11 protein-coding genes are annotated in these 13610 nt (G+C 66.9%); 4 read left to right on the forward strand and 7 right to left on the reverse strand.

Going from position 1 to position 13610, the window contains the following annotated elements:
- Positions 1–6: 6 nt before the first annotated feature.
- The 7 genes from LOY42_RS25095 to tagH are packed head-to-tail and all read right to left on the reverse strand — an operon-like array spanning position 7 to position 9463.
- Complete coding sequence (locus LOY42_RS25095) at positions 7–726, reverse strand: PP2C family serine/threonine-protein phosphatase (RefSeq protein WP_139667913.1); 720 nt, start codon at positions 724–726, stop codon at positions 7–9.
- Positions 723–1379 carry a type VI secretion system-associated protein TagF gene (gene tagF, locus LOY42_RS25100; protein ID WP_258599618.1) on the reverse strand — a complete coding sequence of 219 codons (657 nt, stop codon included), beginning with the start codon at positions 1377–1379 and terminating at the stop codon, positions 723–725. Before tagF ends, LOY42_RS25095 begins: the two co-directional genes overlap by 4 nt.
- Positions 1376–4882, reverse strand: a complete 3507-nt coding sequence (gene tssM / locus LOY42_RS25105) for a type VI secretion system membrane subunit TssM (protein WP_258599619.1) — start codon at positions 4880–4882, stop codon at positions 1376–1378. Before tssM ends, tagF begins: the two co-directional genes overlap by 4 nt.
- Positions 4879–6195: a DotU family type VI secretion system protein gene (locus tag LOY42_RS25110; protein ID WP_038707182.1), complete on the reverse strand. Its 1317-nt coding sequence runs from the start codon at positions 6193–6195 to the stop codon at positions 4879–4881. The genes tssM and LOY42_RS25110 overlap by 4 nt, the downstream gene beginning before the upstream one ends.
- A 6-nt stretch (positions 6196–6201) precedes the next feature.
- The gene (gene tssK, locus LOY42_RS25115) at positions 6202–7536 is read right to left on the reverse strand and encodes a type VI secretion system baseplate subunit TssK (protein WP_102683421.1); all 1335 of its coding nucleotides are present in this window, start codon (positions 7534–7536) and stop codon (positions 6202–6204) included.
- A gap of 15 nt (positions 7537–7551) precedes the next feature.
- On the reverse strand, positions 7552–8046 hold the full coding sequence (gene tssJ, locus LOY42_RS25120; protein ID WP_139667909.1) for a type VI secretion system lipoprotein TssJ: 495 nt from the start codon (positions 8044–8046) through the stop codon (positions 7552–7554).
- A 49-nt stretch (positions 8047–8095) separates the two neighbouring features.
- Positions 8096–9463, reverse strand: a complete 1368-nt coding sequence (gene tagH, locus LOY42_RS25125) for a type VI secretion system-associated FHA domain protein TagH (RefSeq protein ID WP_258599620.1) — start codon at positions 9461–9463, stop codon at positions 8096–8098.
- Between the two features lie 396 nt (positions 9464–9859).
- Here tagH and tssA point away from each other — a divergent pair, with 396 nt between their 5' ends.
- The 4 genes from tssA to LOY42_RS25145 all read left to right on the forward strand — a co-directional run bounded on the left by tssA (position 9860) and on the right by LOY42_RS25145 (position 13568).
- Positions 9860–10897 (forward strand): type VI secretion system protein TssA, encoded by a 1038-nt coding sequence (tssA, locus tag LOY42_RS25130; RefSeq protein WP_139667907.1) that lies wholly within the window; start codon positions 9860–9862, stop codon positions 10895–10897.
- A 72-nt stretch (positions 10898–10969) separates the two neighbouring features.
- On the forward strand, positions 10970–11485 hold the full coding sequence (gene tssB, locus LOY42_RS25135; RefSeq protein WP_258599621.1) for a type VI secretion system contractile sheath small subunit: 516 nt from the start codon (positions 10970–10972) through the stop codon (positions 11483–11485).
- 11 nt (positions 11486–11496) lie between these two features.
- Entirely contained in the window at positions 11497–12990 is a 1494-nt protein-coding gene (gene tssC, locus LOY42_RS25140; protein WP_046857484.1) for a type VI secretion system contractile sheath large subunit, read from the forward strand.
- Between the two features lie 89 nt (positions 12991–13079).
- Positions 13080–13568 carry a type VI secretion system tube protein Hcp gene (locus LOY42_RS25145; protein WP_023632508.1) on the forward strand — a complete coding sequence of 163 codons (489 nt, stop codon included), beginning with the start codon at positions 13080–13082 and terminating at the stop codon, positions 13566–13568.
- Positions 13569–13610 lie beyond the last annotated feature (42 nt).

The following is a 13610-nucleotide window of genomic DNA, read 5'->3' on the forward strand; positions in this document are numbered from 1 at the left end:
GTGTCTTCAGCTGGCCTTCACGACGACGGCGGTGATGTTGTCGGGGGCGCCACGGGTCAGCCCCAGGTGTACGAGACTGCGCACCACCTCATAAGGGTCGGCGTGGCCGAGCACCTCGGCGATCTCGTGGTCCTCGGCGGTCTTGTTCAGGCCGTCGCTGCACAGCAGGTAGGTGTCGCCGGGCTGCACCTGCAAGGCAACGGCCTGCAGCTCGAGGTGGTCCTCGACGCCGATGGCGCGGGTGACGATATTGCCGCGAGGGTGCACACGGGCTTCGGCTTCGTTGAGCAGGCCGCTGTCCTGCAGCTCCTGGACATAGCTATGGTCGTGGCTCAGGCGCTCGATGCGGCCGTCGCGCAGGCGGTACAGGCGGCTGTCGCCGGCCCACAGGCCAATCGCCTGGTCGCCACGCGCCGCCAGCACCACCACCGTGCTGCCCATCATCGCCACGCCACGGCGCGCGGTTTCCTCGCGCACGATGCCGTTGACCCAGGCCAGGCCGTCGCGCACCTCGCCGCTGAAGTCGTCGAGCGAGTCGAGCATCGGCAAGCTGCGCAGGCTGTCCATGGCCAGGCTGCTGACATAATCGCCCGCCGCATGGCCGCCCATGCCGTCGGCCACCGCCCACAGGCCTGCCCAGGTCAACTCCAGGCAGGCGTCCTCGTTGATCTTGCGCACCATGCCGACATGGCTGTAGCTGGCCGCTGTGAACTGCATGCCGGTCATCCGATCCGCGCCTCGCTACTCAATAGAAAACCGGCGAAATCCTCGCTGCGCGGCAAGCCCGCGCAGCGCATCAACCCCGGGGCGATCCGTTCGGAACCCTTGCCCCACCAAAGGCTCATGCCTTCGCAGGCGCATTCGGCCAAGGCCAGTGCGCGCCCCTGCGGCGTGGTCGCATCCAACCGCTGCAACCCGCCCACCGTCACACGCGGTTCTTGCACAAGCGGCCTCGCGAAGCGAAACGGCTGCAAAGCGGCCTCGAACGCCTCGAAGACGGCACCCGGCTCAAGCGTCGCCAGCAAGGTTTCCTCGACCGCCTCGAACCATTCCTCGGCCCCGGCCACCACAGGCGCCAGCGGCTCCCCCGGCTCCAGCACCTGGGCCACGGTCAGCGGGAAGTACCGCCCCACCCGGTCGATGCTCGGCATCAGCACCCCGACCACCCCCTCGGGCCCGCAAAGCCCCGGCGCCAGGGCGAAACGCCACAAGGGGCTCACCAGATAGGCCTCGAGCCAGCGCTCGCCCAGGGCCTGCTGGCTCGCCTGGATCCCCGCCGCCAGCCACTGGTCCCAGGGCTGGATGAAACCGTGCGGCAGGCCGCGGCTGACAAAGTCGCCGCGGCAGGCCAGCTTTCCGTAGAAACCCACGTCGTTCACAGATGCTCCGGCAGGCTGAAACCGCTGAGCACTCGGCTGCGGAACGGGTTGAAGGCGCTGCTGGCACGCAGCTCGTAGGACACGCTGGCGCCGTCGACGCGCAGGCGCAGGTTGAAGCGCTCCGGCGAGCCGCCGGCCACCAGGTCGGACTGGTCAAGCAGGCGGAACCAGGCCCACGGCCCTTCCACGGTCAGCCCCGAACGGCCAGAGGCCGACGGTGGCGAGATCGACAGGCGCACCACACCGATGCTGTTGGGGTTCGGCCACTGCAACGCCACCGGCCGGCTCGGGCCGTGGTCGTAGCTCACCTGCTGGCCGTCGAGGTCTAGCAGGAACTGGGTGATGGTCGCGTCCATCGCCACCGGCTTGAGCTCGAAGCGCACCCCCGGCTGCACGCCGTTGCTGTTGCGGAAGAACGCGTCGCGGATGCTCGCCGCGCGCTGGAAGGTGTACAGCACGTTGCTGTTGATCCCCAGCTTCTGCGCCGCGCCGGGCTGCCAGCTCCAGGGCGTGCTCGACGTGTTGACGTAGGGTTGCAGGTACTTGCGGAAGTAGTTGTCCATGACCCCGCCGACGCCGAAGAACAGGCCGAAGTCTTCCAGGGTCGCATCCCGCGAACTGCCGGCCACCAACGGGTAGCGGCCGCTGAGGGACTGACGGTAGACATTGACCACTTCGCTGGTCCAGGCGGCGTTGAGCTGGTTGCGCACCCCACCCATGACCAGGTTGTGGGTCGAGCCAAGCACCGAGCTCACCAGGTTCTGCACCACCTTCGGCTGACGCGCGGCCCCCAGGGCAACACGCTGCGCCGCGGCCTGGGCCTGGTTCTTGGCCTCGCCCAGCAGCGCGTCGCCGCTGGCGCCGACCATGGCGCTGACCTGCACGTACAGGGCGTTGAGGTCGGTAAGCAGGCCATCGATGGCCGCAGGCTGGCCTTCGCCGGTTTCCACCAGGCCGGCCAGCTCGGCGAAGTGCGCGGTGACCGGGTCCACCTCACGGGCGGCCGGGTTGTCGCTGGGCAGCGGCGCATCGCCGAGCAGGCCGCCCAAGCGTTGGCGCAGTTGATCGACACCGGCCTGCTCGGCTTTGGCCTGGACCTTGTCGAGGGTGGTCGGCTGAGCCAGGTTGGTCTCCTTGGCGACCGCCTGCAGCAGCTTCTTCATCGGCGATGTCGGCCCGGACAGCACCCGCAGCACATCGGCGGCCTGGCCGACACTGGTGATCGGCACGAAGTCCAGGTCGGCCAGCAAGGCATCCCAATGGCGGATGTAGTCCTGGTAGTACAGCTGCAGCACATCGTCGGCCAGGCGCTTGGCATCGGCCGACTCGCTGGCCTCGCGGCCCAGCACCCAGCGCTCCTCGGCCAGGGTCTCGCTGTGGGCCAGGCTGGCGGCGAGGAAGGCCTTGCGGTAACCCTCGACGGTGAAGATACCCGGCAGCGGCTCGCTCAATGGCTTGCCGTCCTTGAAGCGGAACACCAGCGCGGCGTCACGCCCGGCGGCATCGCTGACCCGGAAATCGCTGACCCCGGCGGGCAGCTTCTGGCGCTTGACCCGGTCGTAGACCCGTTGGGCCACCGGCAGTTGCTGCAGCTGGCGACGGGTGTCGTCGATCAGGCGCTGGTCCAGGCGGGCGTTCGGCGGACGCTTGTCGAACAGCGCCGCCAGGTGCTGCTCCAGGGCCTGGCGCAGGTCCGGCGCCAGGTCGCGCGGCAGGCTGCGCTCCCAGTCCAGGGTGACCCAGGCCTTGATGAACTCGGCGTCGTAGTGTTCGCCGTCGGCCAGCATGAGGTAGGCCTTGAGCCCCTCGTAGAGGTAGTCGGACGGACCACCGCCGTACAGCTGCTCCTCGATGCGGGTGACCAGGCGCGGGGCGAAGATGGCGATCAGCAGCTTGCGGTAGACGCTGTCCGACTCGCCTTCGAGCATGTCGCCCTGGTACAACCCCAGGCCCTCGGCCCAGCCGGGCGGATCTTCGGCCAGGCGGCGCACGCCATTGAGCAGCGGCAGCACCTCGACCACGTTGCGCTGCGCCGGGCTCAGCTCCTGCAAGCTCTTGCCCAGCGGCTTGAGGCGGCTGTCGACCTCGGCGATGTATTGCTGGTTGGCGCGGTAGCTCAGGGTCCACAGGGTACCGACCACCAGCACCAGGGCCACGCTCAGGACCAGGGCGCCACGGGCGATCCACTTGCGCCGCTGCTCGACCTTCGGGTTGCTGCCGACCAGGCCGCGCTCGGCGAAGGCCACGGCGCTGAACAGTTTCTCGATGAAGTAGCTGCGCCCGGTGCCGTTCTGTCGCGCCAGGTGGGCACGGTCCAGGCCCATGCTCTGGGCCATGCTGCCGATCAGGCGGTCGATGGGGCTGCCTTCCTGGGTACCGCTGGTGAAGTACACACCGCGCAGCAGGGCGCGCTCTTCGAAGGCGTTGGGTTTGAAGATACCGTCGAGGAAGGTTTTCAGGTTGCCGCGCAAGGCGGCGAACTGCTGGACGAAGCCGTAGACCAGGTCGCGCCGCGCCGGATCGCGCTCCTGCTGCAGGCGCTCGACCAGGCGTTGGTTCAGGCGCTGCTCCAGCAAGGCGAACTCGCCGCCGAACAGCGCCAGCGCCCCGTCGCCCTGCTGGCCATCGTCGAGCGGGAAGGTCATGCCCCATACCTGGGCGCGCTCCTCCTTGCTCAGAGTGTCGAAGAACTCCATGAACCCGGGCACCAGGTCGAGCTTGGTCAGCATCAGGTAGATCGGGAAGCGCACCCCCAGCTGGCTGTACAGTTCCTGGATGCGGGTACGGATCGCCGCCGCGTGCGCGGCGCGCTCGGCGTCACTGCCCAGCAGCAGGTCGGACAGGCTGATGGCGATGAACGCGCCGTCGATGGGGCGGCGTGAGCGTTGGCTCTTGAGCAGGTCAAGGAAGCCCAGCCAAGCCGCCTTGTCCACCTGGGCATGGCTGTCCTGGGTGGTGTAGCGGCCGGCGGTGTCCAGCAGCACGGCCTGGTCGGTGAACCACCAGTCGCAGTTGCGCGTCCCGCCAACACCACGGATGGCGCCTTCGCCCAGCTGCGCCGCCAGCGGGAAGTGCAGGCCGGAATTGACCAACGCAGTGGTCTTGCCCGATCCGGGCGGGCCGATGATCACGTACCACGGCAGTTCATACAGGTTGCGTCGCTCGTCGCCGCCCAGGCGTGCCTTCTTCAGCAGCACCAGGGCTTCGTCCATGCGTTGGCGCAGGGTCGCCAGCTCTTCGGCGGTGGCCACGCTGGCTGGGTCCGGCGCGGTCTCTGCGGCCAGGCTCTGCATGACCTTGGCTGCCTGGCGCCGGGCCTGGACGATGCGCCATACGCGGTAGGCGATCCACACTGCGAACAACAGGGCGATCAGCACCAGGCGCGGGGCGGCCGGCACCAGCATGTCCAGCAGCGGGCCGAGGAACCAGATGATCAGGCTCAGGGCCAGCAGGCCCAGCAGCGGAATCACCCAGCGAATGACAAAACTGAAAAACGCCTTCACTCGACGCCCTCCGCCAGAACGGTGATTTCAACCCGGCGATTCTTCGCCCGGCCTTGCGCGCTGTCGTTCGACGCCAGCGGTTCGGTGTCGCTCAGGCCCTGCGCGGTAAAGCGCTCGGGCTGGCCGGTGCGGGCGGCGAGGAGGTTCTTCACCTCTTCGGCGCGGGCCTGGGACAACGCCCAGTTGGACGGGAAGCGCAGCGTGGCGATGCGCTGGTTGTCGCTGTGGCCGGTGACTTTCACGTTGCCTTTCACTTTCGCCACGGCTTCGGCGATGCGCAGCATCAACGGCTCGAAGTCGCCCTTGATGCTGGCGCTGGCCGAGGCGAACAGTTCGTCGCCACGAATGGTCACCACCGAACGGTCCACCGCGTCCTGCACGGCGACCCGCCCGGCCTTGATGTCTTCGGCAAGGAAACCGGCCAGGCGCGGACGCTCCACGGGCTTGGGCTGCACCACCGGACGATCCATGGCCTGCACCGGGATCTCGCCCAGGGCATGAATGCCGCGGAACACAGGCTCGGCGTCGGCCGCCAGCTTCAGGCGCAGGCCGAACAGCACCAGCAGCAACAACGCCAAGGCCACCGCCAGGCCGACCCAGGGCGGCACGAACTGCGCCAGGCGATCGCGGGCCACGGTGACACCGCGCCAGTGCGGCGACAGCTCGCGCTCGAACTCGCCACGGGCGCTGCGGATAGTCGCCGCAGTGCGTTCGCGCAGGGCCTCGAGCTGGGCGCGGCCACCGTTCATCACCCGGTAGCGGCCTTCGAAGCCGAGGCTGGTGCACAGGTACAGCAACTCCAGCAGATGCAGGCGTTCACGCGGGCTCTGCAGGCAATGTTCCATCAGCTGGAACACCTTCTCGCCGCCCCAGGCCTCGTTGTGCACGGTGATCAGCAGGCTCTGCTTGCCCCAGTCGCTGGCGCTGCCCCAGGGCGTGCTCAGCACCGCCTCGTCGAGCGCGGTGCACAAGGCATAGCGCGCCAGCAGCACCTCGTTGCGCGGCACCCCGGCGGCCTCGGCGCGCTCTTCGAACTGGCGCAGGTAGGCCAGCAGTTGCGCACGCAGACTAGCCGGGGCCGGATGGGCGATGGTGTTGCGCAGGCGCGTGAGCAGCGCCAGCAATGGACCGGCCGCTTGCTCCAGCGGGTTCAGGCCCGCCGCCTGGCCCGGCGCCAGCGGTTCGGCCGGCACGTTCAGGGGTGGCGGCGGCGCAGCTTGCGCAGGCCCCGGCGCGGCCGGTTGCGGGCCACGGCCACCGGGGCGCGGCATGAACTGGGTGCGGTCGTTGGCGAGCGGATCGTCCGATTGCATCGCGGCTTATCCTCGAATGGCCCAGAAGGCCAGGTTCAGGCCGGGGAACTCGCCGGCGACGTAGAAGGCAAAACCACCGGAATGCTGCAGCTGCTTCCAGTGTTCGCTGCCCCGGTCGAGCTCGAAGTAGGTGGAACCGGCATGGAACGGAATCTGCCGTGGCGCCACCGGCAGCGGCAGCAGGCCGATGCCCGGCAGTTGCAGGTTGACCAGGTCGCGGATGTGCTCCACCGCGCCGATCTTGCTCTGTTGGCCAAAGCGGCTGCGCAGGGTTTCGCTGGGCACGTCGGCGCGCACCACCAGGATGAAGCTGGCGCTGTCGAGCAGGCTGCGGTCGGCGAGCATGCCGACGTGGATGCCGTAGGCCTTCTCGACCAGTGGGATGGCCACGGCCTTGCTGTCGATCAGCATCGACAGCGCCTCGCGCAGCGCGGCCATTACCGGGGCAAAGGTCGCCGCCAGGTCGTCGTGCTGGTACACCGGATAGCTGTCCGGACGGCGGCCATCGCGGGTGAAGGTGGCGAACTCGCCGGCCAGGGCCACCAGCTCGCTGTACAGCCGCTCGGGGTGCAGCGGCGTCAGCTGGTTGAGGTGCTCGACCAGTGGCTGGGCGCGGTTGACCAATTGCAGCAGCATGAAGTCGGCGATCTCCGAGGCGCCGCCATTGGCCGAGGCGACCACGCGCCCGGCCAGGGCTTCGCCGCGCTGGTGCAGCAAGCCCAGCAGCTCGCCACGAAAGCCTGAGAGCGGGTTGCTGGCGGCCACGTCAAGCAGTGGCGGGATGTAGCTGTCATCCAGCACCAGTGCGCGGTCGGCACGTTTCTCGCGGATACGCACCACGCCCAGCGCGGCATAGTCGCTCAAGCCATCCTCGGCGCGCAGCAGGCGCAGTGCTCGGCTGCCCAGGGCAAGCGGCGCGCGGTTCTCGAACGGGGCGTTGTCGTCGCGCACTTCGCTGACACGGCTGACGTAGCGCGCGCCGTCAGGCACCTCGCCGTCGTCGACGGTATCGCGGGCGCCGGCACGCTTGAGCGGCAGGCCGAGGTGGATCACACCGTTGCGCAGGTCGTCGGGAATCTCCAGCGGCGCGGGCGGCAGGTCGTCACGGGGAATATCGAACGGCGTGCCATCCGGCAGCAGGCCACGGGCGCTGAGGATCGCCAGCTTGCCTTGGGCCAGCAGGCCCTGATCGATCAGCAGTTCGGAAAACCCCCAGGCGGCGGCGCTGAGCGGCCGGCTGCGGGCATCGACGAAGTTTTCCAGGTAGCGGTCGTGCTGCTGGAAGTGCTGGGTGGTGATGAACATCCCTTCCGACCAGACCACGCGATTGTTCCAGGACATGCTTTCTCCGATTGCCTAGCGGGCAGGCTCAGGTTGTGGGGCGGCCACGGCGCTGCGCACGGCGCGCACATCGAGGCTGATCTGATAATCACGGGGCGGTACCGGCAGCACGCTGCGCCACTGGGCGCGATCGACCTCGCGGTAACCGACCACCAGGCCGACCTGGCGCGTGGCCGGGTCGAGCGGGCGCTCCAGGCGCAGCTGCTCGCCGGGCTGGAGCAGGACTTCGTCCTGGTCGATCAGGTCGGCGGCCAAGGTGGCCTGGGCACGTTCGGCCAAGGCGAAATAGTCGGCACGGGCGAAGGCGGCGCTGTTCTTCAGCTCGTAGATGCGCACCCGTACCGGCGCGGGCATGCCGCTGGCACCGGGGTTGAGCCCGGCGGCGGCGCTGAAGTACAGGGTGACCCCCGTGGCGGGCGCCGCCTCGGGAGCTGGCTCGCTCGGCGTGTCCTTGCTGCAGGCACTGAGCAGCACCATGGCCAGGGCTGCGATCAGTCTTGTTGCACTCATCCTCGTCCTCATGACGTCTTGTGTTCTTCCTGTGTCCCGGGCATTGGCCTCAGGAACGTTGAATGCGTTGGCTGTGGGCCTCGTAGGCGCGGCTGAACTCGCGGCCGAACAGGTCCTGGAAGTCGTCTTCGGCTTCCCGGGAAATCTGGCTGTAGAGCTCGGTGAACTGCTGCCAGCAATGAGCCTGGCGTGAACCGCCGAACAGCTTGGCCAGCCCGGCCGCTGGCGCCAGGCGTTCCTCCAGGCGGGCGGGTTCGAAGCGTTTGAGCAGGTGCTTGAGCGCCGCCTCGATACCCGCCATCACCGCCAGTTGGTGGGCGCGCAGGTCGTCGAAGCTGTCGCGTACCGCCTGGTCGGGGGCCATGAACGCCTGGTTGCCCTCGCGCAGCAGCAACAACAGCGCTTCGTCGGCATTGGGGGCGAACTTCAGCGGGTTGTTCTGTACCGGGGCGATGGTGGTCTGCTGCATGCGGAACTCGCCTTTGAGGCTGCTGCGCGCGCGCAACACATCGATCAGGCCCTCGACCATGAGCCGGTAGCTGCGGCCAATGGCCTCCATCTGCGCGGCGGCATCGACGGCGTCGATGCGCAGGTGCTCGATGCCTGCGCCACGCAGGAAAGCCTGGAGCAGCGCATCGCTGTCAGCAGGCGCGGCAACCGTCACGATGGGCTGCGGCCGAACAACAGGCTCGCTCGGGGTCAGTGGCTCCGGCAGCGGCGGTGGCGGTGCTGGCGCCAGTACAGGGGCGGGCTGGATAACAGGTGCCGGGGTTTCATCGAACAGGTTCCAGTCATCCGGGATCACGCCCGGCGCGCCGGGCATGGCTACCGGTAAAGGCGCGGGCGGCGGCGCCACCGGCGTGGGCGGTCGAAAATCATGCTGCTGCGCGGGAACATGATCCGGCTGGCTGACAGGCGGCACGCTGGAAGGGCCGAGAAAATCGAACAGATCCGGCAAGGTGTCGTGGCTCGACGCCCCCTGCAGGAAGGCGGCGGGTGCACCGGCGATGGGCGCGCTCGGAGTGGCCACCTGGTTGGCCATCAAGGCCTCGAAACTATGGGCCTCGGACTGCCCGGCAATCGGGATCGACAAGCCGGAATCAATACGTGCCTGGATCTCGTAATCGCCAATTCGAATAACTTCGCCGTCCATCAACGGCTCACTGTTACCGCGACGCAGGCGAATGCCGGCATGCACCAATTCCACGCCATTGGTGCTGTTATCGGTCAAATAGTAGCGACCATCCTTGAACTGGATCACACAATGTTTCGAAGAAACAAGGCGTTCCGGATCGGGAAGCACCCAATCATTATCCGCGGCCCGACCGACGCTGATGGCACCGTTTTCCAGCAACTTCTCCGGGCACTGCCCCGGGGTGATCTTGTGATAACTGGTAATGGTCAGGCAAAGTGCCATCATGCCTCCTTGCGTATATATGAAACACTCATCCATCCATTTGAGTGGATAAACGAGCCCGACCCGGCATTTCGACCAAGCCCTTTGAAATCAAGGGCTGGATGCCAAAACACGCTTCCCGGAAGGCCGTATTAAACCCTATCGGCAAGGCACTTTGATGGCACCTGACCAATGGACGCCAAGGGTTGCCAACTGGTTCACAGTCGCCTTGCGCGGCGCGTAGCTTACCTTGACAGCAATTTGGAAATAAACCATAAATGCGCAACTTAAGAGTGCCAAAGTGATATCACCGTGATATCAACTTCGCATTCTTTGACAAGTTTGTGCGCCAATTCACATTTGCAACTTGGCGCATACGAAGCCCTCGCCAAGGGCCGATATGGAGATCGATTTCTGGTGAACTCACCGCAGCTGCTCGCCGCTGTTTCCGCAGACTTCCCGTGCGGCGATGACCTCGAATACGACGCCGATTTCCTGCAACTGGAACGCGATGCCCAGGGCCGCCCCGAGCGCGTGATGGGCGATGCCGTGCAAGCAGCCGAACCGCCGCAGTGGCGCGCCATCGAACAGTCCTGCACCGACCTGCTGCAACGCAGCAAGGACCTGCGCATCACCCACTTCCTGGTCCAGGCCAACCTGGCCCTGCACGGCCTGCCGGGCCTGGCCGCCAGCCTCGAGCTGATCCGCGACTTGCTCGGCGAATACTGGCTGCACCTGCACCCGCAGCTGGATGCCGCCGACGACAACGACCCTACCGTACGCATCAACGCCCTGGCCGGCCTTACCTGCGACACCAACATCGGCCTGCTGCGCGACGCCGTGCTGGTGCGCTCCCGGGCGTTCGGCCCGGTGACCCTGCGCGCCGCCCTGCATGCAGCCGGTGTGCAGCACTTCGCCAGCGAGCAGCTGAGCGCAGAGGAACTGGCCGCCGCCCTGCGCGATGCCGACCCCGAGCAGCTCGAACAGTGCCGCCAGGCGCTGCAACTGGCCCGCGACGCCCTTGACGTCATCGAGAGCCGGGTCAATGACCAGGTCGGCTCGTCCAGCGGCGTCGATCTGTCCGCGTTGCGCCAGCCGCTGCGCCAGGTCCAGCAGGTGCTGGCCGACTACAGCCCGGAAGGCGCAGCGCCGCCTTCGAGCAGCAGCGAAGACCAACCCGCCAGCAGCAGCCATGACGACCGGCAACCCGTTGCCAGCGCTGCCGCGCCACGCTCGACGGCGCGGCCCGGCGAAGTGAACAGCCGCGACGACGTGCTGCAGAGCCTCGAACGCCTGCTGCAGTACTACGCCCGCCACGAGCCATCGAGCCCGTTGCCGGTGCTGCTGCGCCGGGCGAAGAACCTGGTCAACGCCGATTTCGCGACCATCGTCCGCGACCTGATCCCCGAGGGTCTGTCGCAATTCGAGAACCTGCGCGGCCCCGAAGGCGACTGACGCCTCGACACCGCATCAACACCGACGCCTGCAACAAGCAACGCCGCCTTACCGGCGACCAGGAGGAACAACGTGGCGAAAGACAGCTCCCAGAAGTTCATCGCGCGCAACCGTGCGCCGCGGGTGCAGATCGAATATGACGTCGAGCTGTACGGCGCCGAGAAGAAGGTCCAGCTGCCCTTTGTCATGGGCGTGCTCTCGGACCTCGCCGGCAAGCCCGCCGAACCACTGCCGACGGTGGCCGACCGCAAGTTCCTGGAGATCGACGTCGACAATTTCGACTCGCGCCTCAAGGCCATGAAGCCCCGCGTGGCGTTCAACGTGCCCAACGAGCTGACCGGTGAAGGCAACCTGAGCCTGGACATCACCTTCGAGAGCATGGACGACTTCAGCCCCGCCGCCGTGGCACGCAAGGTCGATGCGCTGAACCAGCTGCTCGAGGCCCGCACCCAGCTGGCCAACCTGCTGACCTACATGGACGGCAAGACCGGTGCCGAGGACATCATCCTCAAGGCTATCAAGGACCCGGCCCTGCTGCAGGCCTTGGCCAGCGCGCCGAAACCCGCCGACACCGAGCCGAAGGCCTGAGGAGACCGACCATGAACGATCCGTTGCGCGACAGCCAGGCCCCGCAGGCGGCCACCCAGGACCCGAGCGAGTTCGCCAGCCTCCTGCTGCAGGAATTCAAGCCCAAGACCGAGCGGGCCAAGGAAGCCGTCGAGAGCGCCGTGCGCACCCTCGCCGAGCAGGCCCTGGCGCAGACTAGCCTGGTGTCCAACGATGCCATCGGCTCGATCGAGCAGATCATCGCCGCCATCGACGCCAAGCTCACCGCCCAGGTCAACCAGATCATCCACCACGATGACTTCCAGAAACTGGAAAGCGCCTGGCGTGGCCTGCACTACCTGGTCAACAACACCGAGAGCGACGAGCAGCTGAAGATCCGCGTGCTCAACATCTCGAAGAACGACCTGCACAAGACCCTGAAGAAGTTCAAGGGCACGGCCTGGGACCAGAGCCCGGTGTTCAAGAAGCTCTACGAAGAGGAATACGGCCAGTTCGGCGGCGAGCCGTACGGCTGCCTGGTGGGCGACTACTACTTTGACCAGTCGCCGCCCGACGTCGAGCTGCTCGGCGAGGTGTCGAAGGTTTGCGCCTCTATGCACGCGCCGTTCATCTCCGCCGCCTCGCCGACGGTGATGGGCATGGGCTCGTGGCAGGAGCTGAGCAACCCCCGTGACCTGACCAAGATCTTCACCACTCCGGAATACGCCGGCTGGCGCTCGCTGCGCGAATCGGAAGACTCGCGCTACATCGGCCTGACCATGCCGCGCTTCCTGGCGCGCCTGCCCTACGGCGCCAAGACCGATCCGGTGGAGGCCTTCGCCTTCGAGGAAGACACCGACGGCGCCGACAGCAGCAAGTACACCTGGGCCAACGCCGCCTACGCCATGGCGGTGAACATCAACCGCTCGTTCAAGCACTACGGCTGGTGCTCGCGCATCCGCGGCGTGGAGTCGGGTGGCGAAGTCGAAGGCCTGCCAGCGCACACCTTCCCCACCGACGACGGTGGCGTGGACATGAAGTGCCCGACCGAGATCGCCATTTCCGACCGCCGCGAAGCGGAGCTGGCCAAGAACGGCTTCATGCCGCTGCTGCACAAGAAGAACACCGACTTCGCCGCCTTCATCGGCGCCCAGTCGCTGCAGAAACCGGCCGAGTACGACGACCCGGACGCCACCGCCAACGCCAACCTGGCCGCGCGTCTGCCGTATCTGTTCGCCACCTGCCGCTTCGCCCACTACCTGAAGTGCATCGTTCGCGACAAGATCGGCTCGTTCAAGGAAAAGGACGAGATGCAGCGCTGGCTGCAGGACTGGATCCTCAACTACGTCGACGGCGACCCGGCGCACTCCACCGAGACCACCAAGGCCCAGCACCCGCTGGCGGCCGCCGAAGTGGTGGTCGAGGAAGTCGAAGGCAACCCGGGTTACTACAACTCGCGCTTCTACCTGCGCCCGCACTACCAGCTCGAAGGGCTGACCGTGTCGCTGCGCCTGGTGTCGAAGCTGCCTTCGGCCAAAGGGGCCTGATCATCGCGGGCCAGCCCGCTCCCACGCTGGGGGCGGGCTGCCCGCGATTAGCCACTCAACGCTAACCGACGCGAAATCCCGAGGACATCATGGCTGTAGATATTTTCATCAAGATCGGCGACATCAAGGGCGAGTCCCACGACAAGGCCCACAAGGACGAAATCGACGTGCTGAACTGGAGCTGGGGCATGTCCCAGTCCGGCAACATGCACCTGGGCAGCGGTGGCGGCTCGGGCAAGGTCAACATCCAGGACCTGTCCATCACCAAGTACATCGACAAGTCCAGCCCCAACCTGATGGCCCACTGCTCCAGCGGCAAGCACATCGACAAGGTCAAGCTGACGGTGCGCAAGGCCGGCGGTGAAAGCCAGGTCGAGTACCTGATCATCAACCTCGAAGAGGTGATCATCAGCTCGCTGAGCACCGGCGGTTCGGGCAGCGACGACCGCCTGACCGAGAACGTGACCCTGAACTTCGCCAAGGTCACCGTCGACTACCAGCCACAGAAAGCCGACGGCACCAAGGAAGGCGGCCCGATCAAGTACGGCTGGAACATCCGCTCGAACGTCAAGATCTGATCGACCGCGCCCGTGCCGCGCCACCGTGCGGCGCGGGTGCAC

Origin of the sequence: Pseudomonas sp. B21-023 (assembly GCF_024749165.1) — a bacterium.
GTDB lineage: Bacteria > Pseudomonadota > Gammaproteobacteria > Pseudomonadales > Pseudomonadaceae > Aquipseudomonas.